Source organism: Ruminococcus flavefaciens (assembly GCF_900116855.1).
Classification (GTDB): domain Bacteria; phylum Bacillota; class Clostridia; order Oscillospirales; family Ruminococcaceae; genus Ruminococcus; species Ruminococcus flavefaciens_R.
The window spans coordinates 1-22,391 of record NZ_UETD01000022.1; the positions used below are offsets into that span (position 1 = coordinate 1).

At 48.3% G+C, this 22,391-nt stretch carries 11 protein-coding genes, 1 tRNA gene and 2 rRNA genes; 7 read left to right on the forward strand and 7 right to left on the reverse strand.

The window, feature by feature from the left end:
- The 3 genes from DSZ37_RS17115 to DSZ37_RS17125 all read left to right on the forward strand — a co-directional run.
- Nucleotides 1-133 (forward strand): 23S ribosomal RNA (locus tag DSZ37_RS17115); the annotation flags it as partial.
- A 67-nt stretch (nt 134-200) separates the two neighbouring features.
- Nucleotides 201-317, forward strand: a 5S ribosomal RNA gene (rrf, locus tag DSZ37_RS17120).
- A gap of 45 nt (nt 318-362) precedes the next feature.
- Nucleotides 363-436 (forward strand) — tRNA-Ile (locus tag DSZ37_RS17125).
- Between the two features lie 85 nt (nt 437-521).
- Here DSZ37_RS17125 and DSZ37_RS17130 read toward each other — a convergent pair.
- The 4 genes from DSZ37_RS17130 to DSZ37_RS17145 all read right to left on the reverse strand — a co-directional run bounded on the left by DSZ37_RS17130 (nt 522) and on the right by DSZ37_RS17145 (nt 5,341).
- Nucleotides 522-1,268, reverse strand: a complete 747-nt coding sequence (locus DSZ37_RS17130) for a ComEA family DNA-binding protein (RefSeq protein ID WP_146198214.1) — start codon at nt 1,266-1,268, stop codon at nt 522-524.
- Nucleotides 1,269-1,674: 406 nt separating this feature from the next.
- A complete protein-coding gene (locus DSZ37_RS17135; RefSeq protein ID WP_109728095.1) occupies nt 1,675-3,303 on the reverse strand; it encodes a glycoside hydrolase family 36 protein in 1,629 nt (542 codons plus the stop codon).
- Complete coding sequence (locus tag DSZ37_RS17140; RefSeq protein ID WP_109728096.1) at nt 3,296-4,684, reverse strand: MFS transporter; 1,389 nt, start codon at nt 4,682-4,684, stop codon at nt 3,296-3,298. Before DSZ37_RS17140 ends, DSZ37_RS17135 begins: the two co-directional genes overlap by 8 nt.
- 9 nt (nt 4,685-4,693) lie before the next feature.
- Nucleotides 4,694-5,341 (reverse strand): TetR/AcrR family transcriptional regulator, encoded by a 648-nt coding sequence (locus DSZ37_RS17145; RefSeq protein ID WP_109728098.1) that lies wholly within the window; start codon nt 5,339-5,341, stop codon nt 4,694-4,696.
- Between the two features lie 115 nt (nt 5,342-5,456).
- Here DSZ37_RS17145 and DSZ37_RS17150 point away from each other — a divergent pair, with 115 nt between their 5' ends.
- From DSZ37_RS17150 to DSZ37_RS17160, 3 genes are all read left to right on the forward strand, one after another.
- Nucleotides 5,457-6,911 carry a DUF6937 domain-containing protein gene (locus DSZ37_RS17150; RefSeq protein WP_109728100.1) on the forward strand — a complete coding sequence of 485 codons (1,455 nt, stop codon included), beginning with the start codon at nt 5,457-5,459 and terminating at the stop codon, nt 6,909-6,911.
- Nucleotides 6,912-7,389: 478 nt separating this feature from the next.
- Nucleotides 7,390-10,515 (forward strand): carbohydrate binding domain-containing protein, encoded by a 3,126-nt coding sequence (locus DSZ37_RS17155; protein ID WP_109728102.1) that lies wholly within the window; start codon nt 7,390-7,392, stop codon nt 10,513-10,515.
- Nucleotides 10,516-10,988: 473 nt separating this feature from the next.
- Nucleotides 10,989-13,883, forward strand: a complete 2,895-nt coding sequence (locus tag DSZ37_RS17160; RefSeq protein ID WP_109728104.1) for a family 43 glycosylhydrolase — start codon at nt 10,989-10,991, stop codon at nt 13,881-13,883.
- Between the two features lie 41 nt (nt 13,884-13,924).
- On the opposite strand, the gene DSZ37_RS17165 is transcribed toward DSZ37_RS17160, so the two are convergent.
- From DSZ37_RS17165 to DSZ37_RS17175, 3 genes are all read right to left on the reverse strand, one after another.
- Nucleotides 13,925-15,292, reverse strand: a complete 1,368-nt coding sequence (locus DSZ37_RS17165) for a cellulase family glycosylhydrolase (RefSeq protein ID WP_109728106.1) — start codon at nt 15,290-15,292, stop codon at nt 13,925-13,927.
- 202 nt (nt 15,293-15,494) lie between these two features.
- Complete coding sequence (locus tag DSZ37_RS17170; RefSeq protein ID WP_109728108.1) at nt 15,495-18,029, reverse strand: DUF4832 domain-containing protein; 2,535 nt, start codon at nt 18,027-18,029, stop codon at nt 15,495-15,497.
- A 59-nt stretch (nt 18,030-18,088) separates the two neighbouring features.
- A complete protein-coding gene (locus DSZ37_RS17175) occupies nt 18,089-20,041 on the reverse strand; it encodes a bifunctional diguanylate cyclase/phosphodiesterase (protein ID WP_109728110.1) in 1,953 nt (650 codons plus the stop codon).
- 261 nt (nt 20,042-20,302) lie between these two features.
- Between DSZ37_RS17175 and DSZ37_RS17180 the strand changes: the two genes are divergently transcribed.
- Complete coding sequence (locus DSZ37_RS17180) at nt 20,303-22,372, forward strand: Eco57I restriction-modification methylase domain-containing protein (RefSeq protein WP_109728112.1); 2,070 nt, start codon at nt 20,303-20,305, stop codon at nt 22,370-22,372.
- Nucleotides 22,373-22,391 lie beyond the last annotated feature (19 nt).

The window sequence follows — 22,391 nt, forward strand, 5'->3', positions numbered from 1 at the left end:
AAGCCGACCTTAAGATAAGATATCCCTTCGTAAGAGTAAGACCTCTCATAGACTATGAGTTTGATAGGCTCAAAGTGTAAGCGTGGTGACACGTTCAGCTTGCGAGTACTAATCGGTCGAGGGCTTTTCCTTTTTACTTCATTCAATGTGTTCTTCGCCTCGCATTACGCTTTATTCCTTGAAAACTTCATTAATATTTAGTCGGTGCTTATGGCAATGAGGTCACACCCGTTCCCATTCCGAACACGGAAGTTAAGCTCATTCACGTTGACGATACTTGGCTGGTGACGGCCCGGGAAACTAAATCAGTGCCGACACTATATAGATAATCGGAAGCTAAAAGCTTCCGATATCTCTTATAAGGGCCATTAGCTCAGTTGGTTAGAGCATCCGGCTCATAACCGGACGGTCTGGGGTTCGAGTCCCTAATGGCCCACTGTAAAAGCCTCACTGTGAAAACAGTGAGGCTTTATTTTATTGTTCGATCATTGCATCAGGGCATAACTATAACAGTCACGAACTTAATCTGTCGTGACAAAATCAAGGATTTCATTTACATCGTTTCTGCTGATGCCTTCAACGAGAAGGAGTTCATAGGTGTTATGAAAGCTTCCGTTTTCATCTCGGAATGCAATGATGCTCTGAGCTTTCTCCTCATTGATATTGGGAAGCAGCATAAGCGCTGCTGCATCTGCGGTGTTTATGTTTATGGGCGCAGCTTCCTCAAGAGTCAGAATCGGTTCATCGGCTTCAGTTTCATTCTCTTGTTCTTCGTAATCGCAATCCGGAGCGAATTCTTCCTCGGTATCATAGATCGGATCAATTACATAAATATTATCTTCGATATCAGCAAATATGCCTTCACCGATACCCTTGACATTCATGATCTCCTCGATATTTCGGAAACCGCCGTGTTCATTACGGTATCTGATTATCTCATCGGCGAGAACGGCGCCGATGCCTTTAAGTTTTGCAAATTCATCTGCTCCCGCGGAGTTTAGGTCAATAAAGACGAACTCGGTAGTTGGCTCCGCAGTATTTGTTTCAGCAGCTTCTGATGTTTTTGTAGTCGTAGTTTTGTGGGTACGGGTTTTCTTTGATGTGGTTTTTATGGTTTGTATTTCACTGACCTCAGTGGTGATGTCCTCATCATGCCTTTCTATTATTACTGTTGTTGTGTTTTGCTTTGTATCGCTGATGTGGAAGTAAAACGTGGCTGCAAGTACAGCTGCCACTGAACAAATAGTGTAGAGCAGATATTTTGGCAAAGAGTTTTTCCTTTTCAAAATATCACCTCTGCTATTATGATAGCATATTAATCGACAAAAATCAACAAAAACCGACAAAATACAGCTTTAAGAAAAGCTGACTTCCATAAGAGCAACACTCTTATAGAAGTTTTACGAGTAATATTGAGGAAAACCCTTTTGAAAAAGGGTTCTTCCTCAAACTCCTTTCCTAAAACTTTCAGCATTAAATTTTGCCCCAACAGGGCGCTCTCAGTATTATTACTGATTTTCACTTTTTGTGTGGAGCGCCCTGTTGGGGCTAAATTCAGTTATAAAGTCTTTGGAAAAGGGGCTCGGGGAAATAACCTTTCCTCAGAAAGGTTTGTCCCCGATAATAACGCATAAGCTGCTATATAAGTACTACTCTTAAGGAGGTCAGCCTTTTTTACATGGAGTACCTTTTTATATATTTCTTACCGCCGACGATAAAACGCAGAGTAAGTGAATCGTCTGTCAGGTCTGCCGAGACTATTTCGGCATCCTTTATCTGCATTATTCTGGAAAGCTCCTTTATCTCTTTCTCGGTATAATCATAGAAATTGTCAGAGGTGAACAGCACACTTCCCATCATCGCATTTACCTCTGCAAGGCAGTTTTTCTGCTCGTCCGAAAGTGAATTATTGCAGGGACGAAGCAGGAAAACATCGGGGTCACTGAGAAATGCTCTGTTGTTGAGCTGTCTGCGGAACACAGTATTCAGTATGGAATTCCTTGTACTTATTCTTTCGCGGTGCATAAGCCTCATATGTGGCTTATCGTTCCAGTCAAGGCTTACATCGCAGCCGATACGGCAGTAGTCCGCTTTTCCGAAAGCAGATGCCAGCGGAACACCGCAGGCAAGTATAAGGGCGTCGCCAGCATATTCTCTCAGCAGGTTCATAGCGTCAGCCATTATCTGCCCTCTTGTTTTATCGGGACGGGGAACGATACAAGCCGCATACAGGAAATCAAGCTTCAGAAGCTTGTAGCCCCATTCGTTCACGATGGTGTCTATGACGAACCGTATGTACTCACGAACCTCGGGATTATATATATCCAGTGCGTAGAAGCCGCTCCAGTTCGAGCCCCCTTTTACATAGCCGTTATCGCAGTCGAGTACCATCCATTCCTTGTTGTTTCTGAACAGCTCAGAGTCCTCCTCGCAGACAAAGGGAGCAAGCCAGATACCGGGAGTCAGTCCTGCGGCTTTGATATCGTCAGCCGTTTTCTTCATGAGCTTGGGGAATTTTTCCCTATCTACCGACAACCAGTCTCCCACGGCAGTCTGCCAGCCGTCATCTATCTGGAAAACGTCTGCTTTCAGAGTAAGGGCATTTAGACCGATAAGGTCATTTTTTATAGTATCCTCGTCGATATCCTGATAGTGGTCGTACCAGCTTGTATATCCGAAGATAGGTTTATCGGTTCGCGGCCTGACATTAAGCTCGCGAAAATAGCCGTCAAAGACCTCTTTTTCGCAGCCCTCTGTGATATAGAGTTTGAGAGCCTGCCATCTGCCGTTTATGGTAAGTCCCTCGCAGTCCTTCTGGGCGCAGATAAATCCTTTTCCGGTCTGGGTTATGAACTGTGTAAATCCGCTGTCCTCGGCAAGAGACCCGAAGAAGCTATACCTGTCATCCTGCCTTATATACCCGTAGGACCAGCCGTGCATATCGTCACCGTAGCTGCTGAAATTATAGTCGCCGTACTGAGAAAAGGCATATTTATTGCGGATAGCAGAGGGAATGTGACTTATACCGTGCATTTTGTCGCTGACACTGTGCTCCACCGAGTCCGTCCATGACTGATAACCGTTGAGGAATATTTTATCCTCCTCAGAGAATTCGTACTCGAACAGCGCAAGTATCTTCATTATGGTTATTTCCTTATTAGAGCTGACGGAGACAGAGAACACATCGCCCTCTTTTGTGATCTCCAGCTCCATTCGGTCATTCCTGAGTGAGCTGGAGGTCATAGCCATGAAGTCGTCGTCGCCGTCCTTGTAGAGAAATTGCAGGGATTTGAATTTAAGCATTTTTGCTGCCCTCCTCTATACGGTTGATAACTTTTTTCTCGTTATATCGAAGAAATACCAGTCCTCCAAGCAGGCACAGAACGGCTGCCAGCAAAGCTGTGAGTCTGTAACCGAGACCATATCCGCTGCTGCCCTTTTCGGCGTCGCTGTTAATGAGGGCGATACTTGTGAACATTAGCATTGCAAGAGACTGTCCCAGCTTAAAGGCAAAGGTACGAGCCGCATAGAACATTCCCTGACGGCTCTCGCCTGTGTCAAGCTTGTCCGCCTCGGAGATATCAGCCACAACAGCCTGCGGCAGTATGCCCAGTATAGCCATGGGAACTGCTGCAAGAACGGCGATGATAACACCGTATACCATTGCAGGTATACCTATGAGACCTGCGGCGGCAGTTACGAGGAATGCAAATGAGAAGAACAGGAACGCAAAGGCTATGAGCTTCTTCTTCCCCATCTTCTTTGAGAAGATATTGACGAGGGGATAGAATGCCAGCGAGACCACTGTCATTATGGCGAACAGAGGGAAGGTCATACCCGAGTCAAGTCCCAGAAGTACTGTGATATAGAATGAGAGACCTGTCTGGAACAGGGTCAGACCTATCCAGTAAAGTATATCAGAGCACACGAAAACGCGGAAATCCTTATTCCTGAACGTAGCAAGGAGAGACTTGAAAGCTGTGCTCTTGCTGGGAGTTGTGTCCGCGTACAGATTCTCGTCAATGAGAAAAGCAGGAACGAGCATACAGATGACCGCAACTGCTGCCAGTATAGCGATGGTCACTCTGAAGCTTGCGGCATAGCCGAGACTGTTCATGAATATGCCTGCTATATTGGGCACCAGATAGGCGATAGCTGTTCCGAAGAAGTAGGTAACAGATATGAATGTGGAAAGGTTTATCCTTGTGTTCTGAGTGCTGCCCAGCTCGGGGATGAGAGCGTTATACGGCGTGCAGTAACAGGTCATGCAGAAGTAGAACATCATTGCAAAAACAAAGAGAAATACTGCATTTCCCATGCTTTTTTCACCGAAGGGAGACACGAACATGAGGACAGTGACTACGCCGAAGGGGATAGCAGCAAAGCGCATAAAGGGTATACGTCTGCCAAGCCTGTGCTTCAGCGAGTCGGACTTTCCTGCGATATATGGGTCGGTAACTGCATCAAAGATACGTCCGAAGGCAGTTATGATACCGATTGCAGTGAGACCGATGAATGTTCCTTTAGGTATGAACAGGAGCTGCCCCTTGTCAAGCTCCTCACTGCTGGGCTGATAGAAGAACACCAGCCAGTTTGCTATAATACCCGAGAGCAGTGACCAGCCCAGCTGACCTACTGCAAATATCCATAAAATCTTGTTTGTCGCAGTCTTTTTCGTCTGCATAAAGACACCTCATTCCTTTTTTAAAAAGAAAACGGCAGCCTCGATTATCATGCTTAATTCTTCCTCAGCGTGTGAGAAGTCATCATTGGGGAGGAGCTCTCCCTGAATGAGCTTTTTACTGAGTTCCATGAGCGTATGTGCGAATGAAAGGTAGAACATTCTGATATCGGGTATCTCACGGACAGTACCGTCCGCAATACCCATCATGTAGGAATTCTCGAATACGGGGTAGAAGTTGATGATAGACCTTTCGTATTCCTTCAGATCCTTTTTAGGGATATCCTCGGAGATGAGAAGGAGGTCAAATTCGGACAGCAGCCGCATGAAGCCAGGGTGAGCTTCATAGAGGACGATGAACATTCTCATGAGGTCGTTTAGCTGCTTTATGCCCGACTGTGAAAGAAAGACCTCGGACTCGAATATGCCGCTGAACATCTTGTTCAGTTCATTCCACATATAGGTCATTGCTGCGATGGTGATGCCGTTTTTTGTTCCGAACCAGCGATAGAGAGTAGCAACGCCGATACCGCACTCATCAGCGATGTCGGTCATTTTTACTGAGTCGATACCGTTTTTGAGGAAGAGCTGTGCACTTACCTCAACAGCCTTCTCATATCGCTTATTTTTTAAGCTATCGTGAGAAATTTCATTTTCCACTTGACAAACCTCCTTTTTTGTGATAGACTATATATCAAATGATAGACAATCTATCAATCTTTTGAATTATTTTAACATATTTCACGAACTTTGTCAAGAGTCTGGAGGCGATTTTATGGACAGATCCAAATTTATTTTTGAAAATGAGATATCTGAGCGTGCCTACAGGAAGGCTGTGAAGAACAAGGCTAAGTTTATCCGCAAGTACGGAGATGATACGGACGCTGTCTATCATCTCGCCCCGCAGCCTGCACCTGCTATCGGAAAGGCTCTCGGAGTCCGTCAGCTTGTGCTGTCGGACAGCAGTGAGTGCAGATTTGACGAAAAAAGTCTCGTGATAGGCAATATCCGCATGGGCTTCGGACACTACCGCATTTCAATGGCGATAGCTTCTGCGGCACATTCAATGGGCTATGAGCCTTATTGGTTCGATCTTCATTCGTTCAAGGATGCAGCCTGCGGAAAGATAATAGCCGAGCAGAATGAGCTGTATTCTCTTGGCTCACGGCTGTCACAGAGGTTCGGGCTTTTCAATAAGCTTGTATGGGAGCCGCTCAACAGTGAAGGCTTCAGGAAGCTTACCTACAACAGCTCCGACCAAAAGACGGCAGAACTTATGACGGCGGTATTCCGCGATCTGCCCAAGGATATCCCATTTGTGGCAACTCATGTATGGCCCTCGCAGGCAGCAGTTCACGCAGGGCTCACTAATGTAGTCAATGCTATTCCTGACAACTGGCCTATGGGGCTCCACCTCTCAGAGGGAGCTATCCATACGGTGCAGACCCCGTCCTCATATCTCGGCTACCGTGCTCTGAGGGGAATGGACAAAAAGCGTCAGCTGAAGCCCATGCCAAAGGAAGCTATTGTTTATACGGGGCATTATATCGACCACGAGCTGGTCTCTAACATCGAAAAGGACTGCATTAAGCGCGTATACAGAGCGGCAGGCGGAAAATCCAAACGCTGGCTCATGTCCGTAGGCGGTGCAGGCGCACAGAAGGAGATATTCGCGGCTGTAATCCGAAAGCTTCTTCCGGAGATAAAGGCAGGCAGAGCGTCACTGTTTATAAATGTGGGGGACCATGCTGCGGTGTGGCGTGACCTTCTTGCAGAGATACCGCAGATGAAGCCTTTTCTCCATGAGCATTTTGACGACTTCAAGGAGACACAGAGCTTCTGTGCAGATGTGTACGAAAGGGAAGTCAGCGGTATCCACGCATTCTGCCACTCTGATATATTTGCGGCGGTGTACTCCACTAACCTGCTCATGAGGTGCAGCGATATCCTCATAACAAAGCCAAGTGAGCTGGCGTTCTACCCGATCCCGAAGCTTATGATCAAGCGCGTTGGCGGTCATGAGGCATGGGGAGCCATTCGTTCTGCGGAGATCGGCGACGGCACATATGAGTGCTCAACTCCTGCGGAGACTATCGCAATGATAGACATGATACAGAACGGCGGCGATATCATCGAGAAAATGTGCAAGCATATAATCACCGCAAAGAAGGCAGGTATCTATGACGGAGCCTACCATGCGGTTGAGCTTGCAGTAGGTTCTGATAAGTGATACTATTGTGCTTAAAGCTAAAATGTAAAAATAGTGCTATCGATATATCGTATGTGCTGTATCACCGTTATATAAATTGCAATTCAGCAATTTTTGGTCAGAAATCCGCAATTATTGACATTGATTTGCAAAGCTCGCAGATTTGCCTGTTTAAAGGCATTTCTGTGAGCTTTTTTCAGCATAAAACTGCTATTATGTCAGCAGGAATATTCCTTGACTTTTTATTGGAAATAAGTTATAATTAATTCAAGTTTTAATGTGCATTTGTGTGCATATTCATTAAATGATGATGGTGCTTTAATTTAATTCTGGCATTGTCATTTTCGCACAAATCCAAAGGCTCAGAGCTGTGCGAAATGCCGATTTTTTGCTTATCGTCGGATTGTCCACCCGATATGTAAAAAGTAGGTTGTTTTATTTTTACCTGCACGGTATAATAAAATCGGAGAAATTTTGTTTATAATAAGGAGTGATGCAAATGAAAACAACAAACATTTTCGGAAAAATGCTGTCTGCTGTTACGGCTGCGGCATTGCTGTTCTCAGGCACAGCAGTTTTTTCCGGGACTTCACCTCTTGAAGCTTCAGCAGCAGGTGCGGCGGTTATCGATACTACCGACATACACCAGACTATCAGGGGCTTCGGAGGCATCAATCTTCCCGAGTGGATCTCACAGGGCGATATGACCGATGCACAGGTGCAGAAGGCATTCGGAAACGGTGAGGACGAAATGGGTCTCACTATCCTGCGTATCTACATCAGCGATGATTCAAACGCATGGAAAAACGCTGTTCCCACCGCTAAGCGCGCTCAGGCTCTGGGAGCTACGGTATTCGCATCTCCGTGGTATCCTCCCGCAAGCATGAGGAGTGCTGGCTCAAGCAGCCGATATGTACTCAACAAGAACCAGTACGGCGACTATGCAAAACATCTCAACAACTATATCAAGTACATGGAGGGGGAGGGCATCGACCTCTATTCCGTATCGGTACAGAATGAGCCCGACTACGCTAAGGACTGGACTGCATGGAGCACAAGCGACCTTGTAAGCTTCATCGCCAACTACGGTAAGCAGGTAACAGCTGGCACAAATGCCAAGCTCATGTCACCTGAGAGCTTCCAGTACAGAAAGGACATCTATAACGGTATTCTCGGAAACCAGCAGGCTTTTGCAAATACTGACCTTTTCGGTACTCATTTCTACGGCACCAGCCGCAATGATATGGACTTCCCCGCACTTGAAAACTGCGGAAAGGACATCTGGATGACTGAGGTCTATGTACCTGATTCAAACTCCGACGCAGACGAGTATCCTAAGGCATTACAGGTCGCCGAGAATATCCACAACGGACTCGTTGTCGGCAATATGAACGCCTATGTATGGTGGTACATCAGAAGATCATACGGTCCTATGAAGGAGAACGGTCAGATCAGTAAGCGCGGCTACTGCATGGCTCAGTATTCAAAGTGGGTACGCCCCGGCGCTGTTCGTATCGGCGCTACTGAGCAGCCCAACAGCAACGTTCTTGTTTCTGCATATAAGAATACAGACGGAACTATCGCTGTTGTCGCTATCAACAAGAATAAGAGCAATGTAAATCAGGAATTCCAGATGGGCAGCGGTGAGACTCTCACCTATGTTGACAGCTATACCACATCTGCTGCCGGAAACCTTAAAAAGAATGAGCTCTCAGCAAGCGGAACAAGCTTCTCGGCTACACTTCCTTCAGAGAGCGTTACCACTTTCGTTCTCTCAGGCGAGGGCGGCGGACAGGATCCCTCAAAGGTACTTGACGATGACGGATACTTCTTCCACGACACCTTCGACAGCTCCACAAATAGCTGGACAGGCAGAGCAAGCGAAACAGTTGAGACTGCTTCCGGCAAGGGTATGGACGACACAGGCGCTCTCAGCGTTTCAGGCAGAACAGCTACATGGAACGGCGCTGCAAAGTCTCTCAGCTCGAGAACATTTGCCGCAGGCAGCGAGTTCAGCTTCGCTGCAAATGTCAAGTATGACAGCGGTCCTGCCGAGCAGGGCTTCCAGCTCTCTCTCCAGTATTCCGACGGTACCGATACCAAGTACGCTCAGATAGCCGCAGGAAAGGCTGTAAAGGGCGAGTGGATGCAGCTTGCAAATACAAATTACACCATTCCCGCAGGCGCTACAGATCTGAAGCTCTACGTTGAGACAGACGAGACCGATTCGGACTATATCAGCTTCTATGTGGACGAGGCAGTAGGTGCTCCCGCAGGAACAGTCATCAAGGGTGCTGAGCCTCCCAAGCAGGTCATCCTCGGCGATGTGAACTTCGACGGAGCAGTTGACTCTCTTGACATGATCACTGCAAGAAAGGGCATCATCGCAGGAAACCTCACAGGCTCAACTCTCAAGGCTGCCGACGTTGACCAGAACGGCAAGTTCGAGGTAGCAGACCTTGTGAATATCCAGAAGTTCATTCTCAAGAAGATCACAGAATGGCCCGAGCCTGAGATCATTATCCCTCCCGAGCCTCAATACGACTCAAAGTGGGATACATATCAGGAGACAGCTTCTGCACAGTATATCGACTTCTACAAGAGCTCCATCAAGCACATGGGCAACACATACAGACTTGACAAGAAGCTCGCAGGCGCTGAAAACGGCGATCCTCTTACAATAGCTTACCTCGGCGGCTCTATCACCGAGGGCAAGAACTACACAACACCTTTCTCTAATTATGTAAGGAACACCTTTGCAAAGGGCAGCTTCAAGGAAGTCAACGCAGGTCTTTCGGGTACCTCATCTGTTGTAGGTCTCGTTAGAAGCGAGCAGGAGATAGTTGCACAGAATCCCGACATCATCTTCCTCGAGTTCTCGGTAAACGACCACGAGGATATCATGTACAAGAAGTGCTTCGAGAGCTGTATCAAGAAGTTCCTCGACCTTCCCAACGAGCCTGCTGTTATCGTACTTATCACAAGGGCACAGGGCGGCTTCTCCAGCCAGAACCAGATGTACCCCATCGGTAAGAACTTTGACATCCCTGTTATCAGTATGGATGACGCTCTTACAAAGGCATTCAACAGCGGATTCCTCAAGGCAAGCGACTACTACACTGATGAGTATCATCCTCATCAGAAGGGCGGACAGCTCATCGCAGACTGTCTCGGATACTTCTTCCGTCAGGCTATGAAGACCGAAAACCGTTCAAGCTCATATACTCTGCCCTCTAAGGCAGTTTACGGCTTCGAGTACGCTGACTGTGTAAACATCAATCCCAAGAATATGACAGGCTTCAATGCAGGTTCATGGACCTCAGGCATGGGCTATAACAGCAGTCCTTCACTGAACTACTCATACACCCTCAACGGCGGCAGTCCTATGACATTCAAGGCACAGGGCAAGGGCCTTATCATCGTATTCAAGGCTAACAGCTCCGGCATGGGCAGCATCAATGTTACTGTAAACGGCAAGACCACAAAGGTCAACGGCAGCAAGCAGTACACATGGGGCGGTCCCGACGCAGAGCTTGGCTACTATCAGGATACATCCGGCGAGCTTGATGTTTCCATCACAGGAAGCGGACAGTTCACCATCTGGGGCATGGGTCTCATCAAGTAAAACATACGTTAAAAGCTCCGACGCAAGCGTGGTGCTGATATGTAAGTTTATATGTAACTATCGGGGGAAAACCTTTCTGAGGAAAGGTTCTTCCCCCGAACCTCTTTTCCAAAGACTTTTGGCTGGTTTTTCTATGGAGAGGACGCTTTATACATGAGAGAACGGCATACTTTTTCGGAAGTCCTCTCCATAGAAAAACTAAAACAGAGTCCGGAAACGGAGTTAAGGGATGTACTTTTCAGAAGTGCTTCCCTTAAAATTGCGTGTAAAACTGCAATATTAGTATAACGCTTAAAGTCGGAGCTTTTTTCTGCCAAATGATATGAAAAAGCACAAAAAACTATTGATTTTTCGGAGAAAATAAGATAAAATGAGCTTAGAGCTTAGAGGAAGATCATTATTTATCCTGAAAGCTGTCTTTTGAGATCTACTGACTGAAGTATAAATATTTTTCGTGAAAAGAGGTTTTGAAAATGAACAGACTGAAAAGAGTGCTTGCAGCTGCAAGCACGGCAGCACTGGTCGCTGCTGCCTGTCCGCCTGTGCAGTCCTTTGCGGTAGTGTCCGCCGACTATGCCGACAGCTTCGGCGAGGTCATAAGCGGCGGCGACTATACCATTATGGTGCGGCTCAGCGGAAAGTACATAACGGCTGCAAGTGACGGTAATGTCCACCAGTGGGAGAAGCTGGGGGACAATTCTCAGGTCTGGCATATCGAGAGCGCAGGGGACGGAAAATGCTGTATTTTCTCAGGTGCGGACAGGCGAATGGCGCTGACGGTCGAGAACGGCGACTCCACCAACGGAAACAACATTTATCTCTCTGAATACAGAGATACAGCGGCTCAGCACTTCATTCTTCACAGGACAGATGACGCTTACTACATCACAGGCGAGTGCTCGGGCAATGCTGCCCTTGACGTATACGACATAAGCCACGAGAATGGCGCCAATATCGACCAGTGGGACTACTGGGCAGGCGAGGGACAGAAGTTCTATATACGCCCTGTGGGAGGCGATCACAGCTTTATCCGCGGCGACCTGAATTTTGACGGCTCTGTGGACATTTTCGACAGGACAGTTATGCAGCGAGGCGTTATCACAGGCTTTGACGAGACTATGGCTGCCATAGCCGATATGGACGGCAGCGGATCGGTAAACACTGCCGATCTGGTGCTGCTTTCTCAGTTCCTGCTGGGAAATGATACAGATATCGAGACATACAGCACTATTTCCACAGAAAAGCCCGATGTTGCTTATCTTTTCGCATACTTCCTCGGCAATTCTCCCGAGCAGGAGCGCCTTTCCTATGCAGTCAGCACCGACGGCTACAACTTCAAAGCCCTCAACGGCGGCAGAGCTGTATGGCAGTCAAGCGTGGGCACCGAGTGTCTCCGTGACCCATATATATTCAAGGGCGAGGACGGTCTGTACTACCTGCTTGCTACGGATATGAAGTCCTCACTGGGCTGGAACAGCAACAGAAATCTGCTCAGCGCAAAGTCCACCGACCTTGTACACTGGTTCGACGAGACAAGCATTGAGATAGCCAACAAATACCCTCTCATGCAAGGGGCTGACCGTGCATGGGCTCCGCAGGCGATATATGATCCCGAAAAGGAGTCATACATGATATACTTTGCGGCAAGAGTTCCGAACCGCGATAACAGAACCATAATGTACTATGCATACAGCAAGGACATGAAGAAGCTTGACACCGATCCGCAGCTGCTTTTTGCGCCTCAGAACGGCAATGATGCCATAGATTCTGATATAATCAATGTGGACGGCAAGTACTATATGTACTACAAGAATGAAACAAACAAGCGTATCTATCTTGCGACCGCCGACCACGCAAGCGGTCCTTACACTGAGATAAAACAGGTCTCCGAGGGCAATCTTGGCGTTGAGGGTCCTAACATATACAAGCTCATAGGTGAGGACAAGTGGCTTATGATGTCCGATGCATATGGTGACGGCTACTATGTTATGCAGGAGACCCGTGACCTTACCAACTTCACCACACTCAGCCGAAGCAGTTACAGCTTCAACTTCACTCCCCGTCACGGTTACGTTATTCCAATAAACGCCGACCAGTACACAGCGCTGATAAATGCCTATCCCTCGGCAGGTCTCACTACACTGAACACGGGCTTCAGGTCAACTTCACTTAATGTGGGGCTGGGGGAGAATATGTCCGCAGTCCCGAGGGTGCTCACTGCGGAGTACTCCGACGGCGGTACCTGCGATATGAGCTTTGACTGGGCAGGATTGTCCTATATGGTGGATACCTCAAAGCCGGGCGTTTACGACGCACAGGCAAAGGTCAAGTCCAGCTCGGAGCTTTACGCAAATCCCTTTATAAACGAAAGGGCTGACCCTTACATTGTAGACGGCGAGGACGGATACTACTACTTTACGGCGTCATATCCTGCATACGGAAGCGTTGACAAGGGTTATGACCGAATTATCCTCAGGCGCAGCAATACCGTTGGCGGACTTGCTTCCGCAGAGGAAAAGACCATCTGGAAAGCACATTCAAGCGGCATACTTTCCAAGCACATCTGGGCTCCCGAGATGCATAAGATAGGCGGAGCGTGGTATATGTTCTTTGCGGCTGGCGCCAGCGACAACATCTGGGCGATACGTCCCTATGTGCTCAAGTGTGACGGTGACCCCTATAACGGAAACTGGACGGAATGCGGACAGATGCAGGCTTCCTCGGGGGACACGGAGTCATTCAGGAGCTTCTCTCTGGATATGACCTACTTTGAGAATAACGGCAGGCACTATGTGATCTGGGCTGAGATAAAGGGCGACTCATCGCTGTTTATGGCTGAGATAGACCCATCTGAGCCGTGGAAGCTCATCTCCAAGCCTATTATGCTCACCAAGCCCGAGTACAGTTGGGAGCTTGTCAACAACCGCGTTAACGAGGGCGCGGCAGTCCTCAAGACGGACAAGAAGGTATATGTGTTCTTCTCGGCTTCGGGCACAGGCTCGGAGTACTGCGTTGGCAGAATGGAAGCGGATATAAACTCCGACCTTATGAATATAAACAGCTGGAAGAAGCTGAGCTCTCCCGTGCTCCAGACCGCTGATCTCAGCGGACAGTCGGGACCGGGGCATAACTGCTTTGTAAGAGACGAAATGGGAAATCTTCTTATTGTTTATCACGCCCGTCCCTCATCACACTCAGATCAGAAGTGCGGCACTTATAACAAGGACCCGCTTTACGATCCCTGCAGGCACACCCGTATAAAGCGTGTGGCATTCGACGGAAACGGTGACCCTGTTATCAACCTCAGCGACGAGGCGGAGCTGACTCCACAGAATAAGAACATCACAGTAAAAATCGTGGTGGGATAAAAAAAGACCTGCTTCACATCAGCGTGGAGCAGGTCAGTTTTTTAGTGGTTTACAATGAGCATTTTCCTCAGAAGGATCATGTCATAGATATCAATTATGCTGTCTTCGATCACATCTGCTGCTTCCCAGTCGGTAAGCTCAGTGTTGCCGAGGAGGAACTGCTGAGCCATTATCAGATCGGCAACATTTACAGAGCCGTCCTTGTTGGCATCGCCCATGAGCTTTGACGGAGCAGGCTCCTTATTGACATACTTCTCTTTCAGTGCAAGAAGGTTAGTGTGGAGCTCAGTATCCTTCATTTTATATGTCTTTCGGTCGTAGTGAAGGTCTGTTACGTCCCACATAACGGGGCAGATACCGCCTCGTGAGAGAGCTGCCTCGCACACTGAGGTGATGTAGCGGCGGACAGACTCAGGCTCCTTGTTGTCCTTGGTAGCGCCGTATTCGCCGATGATAACAGGTATGCCCTTATCTACAAAGGTGGACTTTAAAAGGTCCATCTGCTGCTTCAGCTCTGCAAGCTCCGCATCGCTTCCCCATGTGTAGGCGGATTTGCCCCAGTCAGCGTCCTCTGTGAGGATGGTGAATGTGGACGGAGTGTAGTAATGAACCGATACAGCGCAGCGGTTTGCGGGATCGGCAGGCATTTTGAACAGGGGATCGCAGGTGAGGTCGATGGAGGTATTGTAGCCCGAAATGAGCAGGTGACGCTGGGCGTTATTGCCGCCCGAATTCCTCACGATATCCACAAAGCTCTGGTTCACCTCATTGACATAGCCGAAGCTCTCAGCCTTGCCGTTGGTGCTGCCGCTCCACTGGTTCCAGACGTCGTTCCAGCCCAGCTCCTCGTTCTGGGACTCAAAAATGAGCTTGTCGCCGTAGTCCTTGAACTCGTCGCTTACCTGAGTCCAGATGGCATTGTATTTTTTCATAACGTTGTCGTGGTCGGTAGGGAGCTTTTCCAGCCAGCCGCCGTCCCAGTGCAGGTTCACGATAACGTAGAGATCAGCGTCCAGCGCCCAGTCCGTGACCTGTTTTACTCTTGCCATATACTTGTCAGAGATGGTATAGCTTCCGTCCTTGGACATCATATTAGACCACGCAACGGGAATACGCAGGGAGTCAAATCCCTCTGCGGCATAGCCCTTGATGAGGTCCTCGGTGACAGTGGGGCTTCCCCATGCAGTTTCGTACGCATTAGGCGTACCGTCGCCCCACTGCTCTATCCAGTCCCCCGAGGATTCAAAGGTATTTCCGAGGTTGATACCTATTCCCATGTCGCTGACTATTTCCATAGTTGTCATATCGCGCATTGCAGGTGCAGCGCTGATATCTGCCGCGGAAGCGCTTCCTATGAGAGAAGCTGCAAATGCGGCGGAGAGAGAGGTGCTGATGATCTTTTTGAACATAATAATTCCTCCGTTTTCTAATATCCCTGTAAACGAACTATGTTAACCAAGAACATTATAGCACTTCCAGCACGAAAATGCAACACAATTTTTATATTATTATGCAAAAATCGGTATGAATTTTGCTGTAACTGTATATCTGCAATAATATATTGAACTGTTGGTGGATAAAACGAAGGTGCAGCATATGCTGCACCTTTTTTCATTTTGCAAAATCAGTTATCAGTCCGAGAAGCTTTCTCTGTATCTCCAGAGCGTCATTGGAGGTAAGTCCGTTCTTTCCGCCTTCAACATCGCCGTTGATACGTCCCTGTTCGGTGAGGTGGTTTTGGTCGCTGCCCTCTATGCCGTACTTATTGGGATTTGCCAGAGACTGCATGATAAGAATAGCGTCGCTGAGCTCAACTGTGCCGTCACAGTTGGTATCTCCGGGTACATCGTAGCCCTGCGGCGGAACCTCGGGGACAGCTCCCACGACTTTGACGATATTTACTATATTTGCAGTAGTTTCGATACCCTTGGCATTGGTGAGCTTTACGGAGTAGCTTCCCTCGTCGGCGGCGGACGGTGTGGGAATGATGTAGGACAATTCTGTAGCGCCCTCAATAGCCTCTCCGTTATGGTACCACTGGCAGCTGAGGTCTTCGTTTGCTGTCTCGGCAAAGAGCATAAACGCTTTGTCGGCTTTGATACGGATGTCGTGTTCCGCAGTATAGACAGTTATCTTTGACGGGATATCCACATTCTTTGCGGTCAGATCACCGAGCTCCTTCCAGTCGTTGGCGCTGTCCTGCAGGAAAAGTCTTATGGAGTCCACGGGAGTTCCGGGACTCAGCCCCATAACTTCAAAGGGTATCTTGAACTCGACCATGCCGTTGTTCCACTTGCACTGACAGCCTGCATATGAGTCGTGGTCAAAGTAGATGTAGCCGTTGGAGGCATAATACAGCCAGTAGCGTTCACCGCCGCTGTGTACTTCAAGATTGTATACGGGAGCGGAAGCCGCGTCGGACATCTTTCCCATAATATAGATGGCTTCCTCATCAGCTCTCAGGGACAGAGACTGGTCCTCTGCGGACTTTATGATATTTTCTTCCTTCCATTCGCGGGGATTGGACATCTCTCCGTCAACAACGGTGATATCGTCATAGGTTACGGGAGCCGAATACTGCGAAAAGCCGACGATAATACCGTTCTGCACCATGTAGTTGTCCGTTCCGACAGTGTCGGACTTGGTGATGTTCACCTTGCCCATGTAGTTTGCGCCCAGCTGTGGGTTCCAGATGTCATCGTTGGCAAATCTGATGCCATATTTTGGCGTATGACCGATATTGTTTACCGCAGGGGTTATCCTGAGATAGATGTTCCATTCGCCCGTATCTATACTGTCGGGGAGCTTTATGGAAAGGTCGTTTGAGATATTTCTTACGGTATCCCACTCGTCACCGCCGTTGAAGCTGACGTTGGTGCTGTATATTACACTGTTCTTTTCCAGTATCACCTCTTGTCTTGTGGGGAACACTACCTCTCCGAAGCCTGTGTTTTCAAGGTCGAACTTCATCTGAACATCGCCGCCCTGAGTGGTCTGTTCTGTGTTCTCAGCCTTTCTTACCACAAAGCGGTAGCCGATATGGTCGCGGATGAATTGGAACACGCTCTGTCCGTAGTATGCGGAGTTGTCCACGCCCTCAACGGAGTATTCCTCGCCGAAGGTATAGTCCTTGTAGAGCTGGAAGATATTGCTGTTTATGTAGCTGAGACGAGTCTTGTACATCTCGGGGATAGCGTTTTCGGGGAGGTAGGTGTTAAATTTCTTGGCGTAGTCGATATCCCCTGAGAACTCACCTCCGAAGTAGGTGTGGTGAGTAACGCGGCTGAGCCATTCTGTCTCGATCTCACGGTCTGCGTATGTGCCAAGATCGCTGTCGCTGCCCATGTATCCGTCGTCGTAAAGTCCCACTCGTTCAAAGTCGAGTATACAGGGGATAGGGTCAACAACAACGTCAGGGTCAGAGAAGCTGTATCTCTTATAATACTGGTCATCTGCAAGATCGTCACGGCTCAGACCGATAAGATTTGCAAAGGTATCGGGAGTTCTTACGGTTACGGGAACGGGCTCGGGAACAGCTCTCAGCATTGCTGACAGCAGCCTTGTCTTGTAGTCCACAGTGGTGAACTTACCGCCGTGCTGTTCGCCCCATTTTCCCACGAAGCCGCTCTCCACATAGGCGAGAATGTCCGCGTTATCCGAAAGTATCTTGCTTTCCTTTATCTGATTTATGTGTGCAAGGACCTTGTCAAAGGTGGCAGGCTCGGGGTTCTCTTTGCCGACAGCGTCATAGCGGAAGCGTACAGCTATCATGCAGCCGTTTTTGCGGCAGTTGTCGAAGGTCTGGCGCCACGAATCAAAGAAGGTCTTGTCAAGATCATAGTCCTTACCGGGAATGTAATTCCCGTCGGCGTCGGTAGTACCATTGACTCCAGAGGAGAAGGCTCCGATGTCGATAAAGAACAGGACGAGACTTCCTGTTGGGCTGTATACCGGAGTTTTCCCGGGTTTGCAGACCGCCCATACAGTGGAAGTATAGCCTGCGCCGGGGTTCTGTATGGTCTCAACGGATTCGGTGTAGCTGATACCGCTGTCTGCAAGTCCGTCGTCAGCGCTTGCAGCGGGTATCTGCGGCAGAGCGGAGACGATAAAAGCGGCAGACAGCAGAGATGAGATGATCTTTTTCATGTGTGATCTCCTTTCGGTTAAAGAATAGGCGCTTTCTCAATGGGAAAGCGCCCTGTGTGTCAAGCACTTAATTCGGGGGATATTTTCAGTTCACCTGCGGAAATCCTTTCCCTCAGTGTTTCTATGGGGACGGGCTTGCTGAATAAGTAGCCCTGTGCGCGGTCACAGCCAATGGTCTCAAGGAAGCTGAACTGCTCCGCAGTTTCAACGCCCTCGGTAAGGGAGAGCATTTTCAGCTGCTTGGTGAGACTTACGATATTTTCCAGAATAGGTCTGGTCTTTTCGTTATCCTTGAAGCCCGACAGGAACTTCATATCGATCTTCAGAACGTCGAACTGGTAGTCTTTCAGAACATTCAGTGATGAGTAGCCGCTTCCGAAATCGTCCAGCCATACCTTGTAGCCGAAGCTTCGCAGGTTCTTTATTGCGTTGGGGAGGAAGTCCTGCTGGTCTGTGAGAGCGCTCTCGGTTATCTCTATGTCGATGAAGTTTTTCGGTACGCCGTACTTCTCCACAGTTTCACAGAGATATCCGACTATATCGCAAAGTTCAAAGTCAAGGCGCGAGAAGTTGAGGGAAACAGGAGCAAATGGCTTTTTGTTGTCAGATGCATCGCGGTAGTCCCTGCATACGGCTTCGATAATGTACTGGTCGAGCTTATATATCTGGCGGTACTCCTCAAGTATCTCGATGAAGGCGCCCGGGGACAGGAGACCGTAGTTGGGGTCCTCCCATCTGGCGAGAGCCTCAAGACCGCAGATACAGCCGTTCTTGGTGGATACCACGGGCTGGTAGTAGACCTTGATGTAGCCGCTTGCAATGGCGTTGTCGATGTTGTTCACTATGTAGTGCTTCAGCTGGAACTTGTCCTCAAGGGACTTGTCGTATATTCGCAGAGTGCGGTCGTAGTGTTTTTTGATGCTGTTGCAGGCAAATCTTGCGCGGTCACAGGCAAGACTTACATCTGCTTCATCACCTACGGGCTTGTATGCGCCGCATTTCAGTTCGAGATGGACTTCTCGCTGGAGCTTCTTTATCTCGCCCGACAGATGTCCGATAATGTTTTTTGCGCCGTCTATCCGTGTGAGGACTACGAAATGGTCATCGGAAAAGCGAGACACAAGAGAGCCCTTGAAGGAGTCCTCTATCATGTGAGCCACCTTTATGAGAAGCTCATTTCCCTCGTGAAAACCGTATTTTTCATTGTACGACTTGAAGTTCTCGATATCAAAGAACAGGAAAACAGCATTCTCTCTGTCGGTAGTTACATAGCTGAGGACCTTTTCAGCCTCGTTTCTGAAATACACCATATTATGTATCCCCGTAAGCTCGTCCTCAATGGATATTTTTGAGAGATAGGTGTTGACCTTTTCGAGATTTTCGTCTTTCAGTGCCTGCATTCTTGTATTGTTGTAATTGGCTATGCAGACCATCATTGTGGATATCCACATGATGAAGAAGTTTATCTGTGTAGCAACTGTGGTGCCGACTTCTCCCGTGTTCACAGCTACCATTTCATTCATGCGATAATAGAAGTATACATAGGAGGCTGAGGCGAGAACGAAAGCGATATAGGGCTTCCATGTCAGCAGACAGAGGGAGAAAAGCTCCATGGTAAGGAATGTGAGTATCTGCTCGCCCTTGGAATAGTCATTCAGTGATATTTTTATGCCGAAATAGATGCATACCAGTGTGAACACCCATTTAACCACCGTACACAGGTATCGGTTATCCTTTTTTCCCCTCATGAACCTTACTGCAAGGATCAGCATTATGATTCCCGTGAAGGTCAGTATGAAGTAGTTGACATAATACTTTTCTATGTAGTGCATCATGTTGCTCTGGAGATTGTCACGGAAGATAGTTACAGTCATGCGGATTATCATCCATACCTCCAGAACGATCACGACAAGCGACATATATATACTCGCACGCATATTTGTGGTGAAGAAGTAATCGCGGACATATTTACTATTTTTTTCAAATCCGAGTCCGTTTAGTATAGCTTTCATATTTCCGCCCCCTAATGAAAAAAATGAAATATTTGTCAGTTTATTATAACATATTGACGGTAAATTGTCAATAGAGCGGCGAAAATATGTGATATTTCAACATAAAGTCATAAATGAGAAGTAAAATACAGATTGTCATATAATATTGCTATTTCATTATCGCTCACCTCTTTGCGACAAGCTGTATTGCAGCCATGACACTTGCCTTTTTTCAGCACTTATGATATAATATTATCTGAAATAACAAAAAGGAGGGAGAAGATGAAAAGGTCGTTACTGAGAAAGGCTGCGCTTTCTGCCCGTGAACAGATAGAGTTTTCTCTCGGCAGTCATGCCGAAAGACTTGGATTTGAGGCTTTTTTTCGCAGTGCGGCAGGGCTGTATATGGCTGAAAACTGCCTTATCCCTCGAAACGACCTGTTCAGGCTCAGTGACCTCCTTCCAGATATATTCCCGTCGTGCGGCAGCGATGAGGAGAGAGTGCGTGAAGCTTCTGCAAAGGCGTCGGAAGTCCTCGGTGAATTGACATCGGATGTGTGGAGAAGCGGCGTTGAAACAGTCGGTCAGCTCTATCAGTATTTCATCAGCGGCGACAGGGAATGCACTGAGCAGGGCATGAAGAAGAACTCAAAGGTGAGCGCGGAGTGTTTGCCTGCTGCAACACAGATATTTACTCCCCGATGGATAGCGCGTTATCTCACGGAAAACACTCTCGGGCGTGTGTTTGCAGGGAGCTGCGGATCTGATATCTCGCAGCTTGAATATTATGTGGAACGTGATGTCACTGTACGCAAGCGGTCTCCCGAGGAGATAACTCTCCTTGACCCCTGTGTGGGAAGCGGCAATATCCTTGTATGCGCCTTCGATATGTTTATGGAGCTCTACCGCTCTCTGGGATATGACAACAGCACTGCGGCAAAAACGATCCTCGCCTGCAACCTGTTCGGACTCGATATCGACAGCCGCGTTTGCAGGATAGCACGATTTGCCCTTATGATCAAAGCTGCGGAGCAGGACAGGGAACTGCTTTTCAGCGGTGTTTCCGCAAATATCTATGACATGAGTGAACCTGAGACAGCAGAGCAGCTTTCGGGAAGCGATGTTTTCGGCAGCCTTATCAGACCGGACCATGTGATAAAGCCCTTGTGTGGAAGTGCAAAAGCTGTTCATGATATCCTCACAGGCAGATTTACCTGCGTGGTGACAAATCCGCCTTATTTGTCGAGCGCCCGTATGAACAGAGAGTTACTCACCTTTCTGAAAGGTGAGTACAGCCACTTCTCCGCAGACCTTTTCGCGGCGTTTATAGTACGCTGCTGTGAGCTTACCGAGGAGGACGGCTACACAGGGTTCCTTACTCCATATGTCTGGATGTTCATAAAGAGCTACGAACAGCTGAGGAGAATGATGTTCACTGAAAAGACTCCCGAGACCCTTGTGCAGCTGGAGTATTCCGCGTTCGGTGAGGCAACTGTGCCAGTCTGCGGCTTTACTCTAAGAAACTGCCGAACAGATGTGAAAGGTGTGTATTTCCGTCTCACCGACTTCAGGGGAGGACTTGATGTCCAGCGTGATAGATTTCTTGAGGCGGTAAGAAACAGAGAATGCGGCTATGTATATGAGACTGCGGCATCGGATTTCGGCAGGCTGCCGGAGTCGCCTGCGGCATACTGGGTGAGCAGCAGAGTGAGAGAGCTCTATGAGAAATATCCCTCCCTCGGCAGCATTTCTGCTCCGAGAAAGGGCAATTCCACCTCGGATAACGGAAGATTTCTGCGTTACTGGTATGAGGTGGACTATTGCAGGATAAATATTGACCGCAGTGCCATTGACAGGGAGGAGACACTGGATAAGCGTTGGTTCCCTTACAATAAGGGAGGCGGTTTCCGAAAGTGGTACGGCTTCAATGAATACATAATCGACTGGTATGACGACGCGGCAGAGATAAGAGCGGTGCCTACTGCGGTGATCGCCAACTATCAGTACTTCATGAAAGAGGGGCTCACATGGTCTACCCTCACAAGCGGCAAGTTCAGTATAAGGCAGTTCGGCAGGGGGTATATCTTTGATAACGGCGGCTGCTGCATATTTGAGCTTGGTGACAGAAAGAACTTCATCTGCGGACTGCTGAACTCCAAGGTCTTTGCTTATATCTTCGGACAGCTCAATCCGACTCTTAACTTCCAGTCGGGTGAGGTGGCGAAATTTCCTGTGATATGCAAGCCGTCGGAGAATGCAGACAGGCTTGTGGAGGAGTGTGTGGAGATATCAAAGTCCGAATACGATTCGTTTGAGACAAGCCGCGGATTTTTGCGGCACCCGCTGATATGAAAGGGGGATATGATGTCAG

What these genes read in the sequence shown, in the direction of transcription:
- DSZ37_RS17165 (WP_109728106.1), bottom strand. Translation starts at nt 15,292, where the DNA reads ATGTTCAAAAAGATCATCAGCACCTCTCTCTCCGCCGCATTTGCAGCT.
- DSZ37_RS17175 (WP_109728110.1), bottom strand. Translation starts at nt 20,041, where the DNA reads ATGAAAGCTATACTAAACGGACTCGGATTTGAAAAAAATAGTAAATAT.
- DSZ37_RS17155 (WP_109728102.1), top strand. Translation starts at nt 7,390, where the DNA reads ATGAAAACAACAAACATTTTCGGAAAAATGCTGTCTGCTGTTACGGCT.
- DSZ37_RS17150 (WP_109728100.1), top strand. Translation starts at nt 5,457, where the DNA reads ATGGACAGATCCAAATTTATTTTTGAAAATGAGATATCTGAGCGTGCC.
- DSZ37_RS17160 (WP_109728104.1), top strand. Translation starts at nt 10,989, where the DNA reads ATGAACAGACTGAAAAGAGTGCTTGCAGCTGCAAGCACGGCAGCACTG.
- DSZ37_RS17170 (WP_109728108.1), bottom strand. Translation starts at nt 18,029, where the DNA reads ATGAAAAAGATCATCTCATCTCTGCTGTCTGCCGCTTTTATCGTCTCC.
- DSZ37_RS17180 (WP_109728112.1), top strand. Translation starts at nt 20,303, where the DNA reads ATGAAAAGGTCGTTACTGAGAAAGGCTGCGCTTTCTGCCCGTGAACAG.
- DSZ37_RS17135 (WP_109728095.1), bottom strand. Translation starts at nt 3,303, where the DNA reads ATGCTTAAATTCAAATCCCTGCAATTTCTCTACAAGGACGGCGACGAC.
- DSZ37_RS17140 (WP_109728096.1), bottom strand. Translation starts at nt 4,684, where the DNA reads ATGCAGACGAAAAAGACTGCGACAAACAAGATTTTATGGATATTTGCA.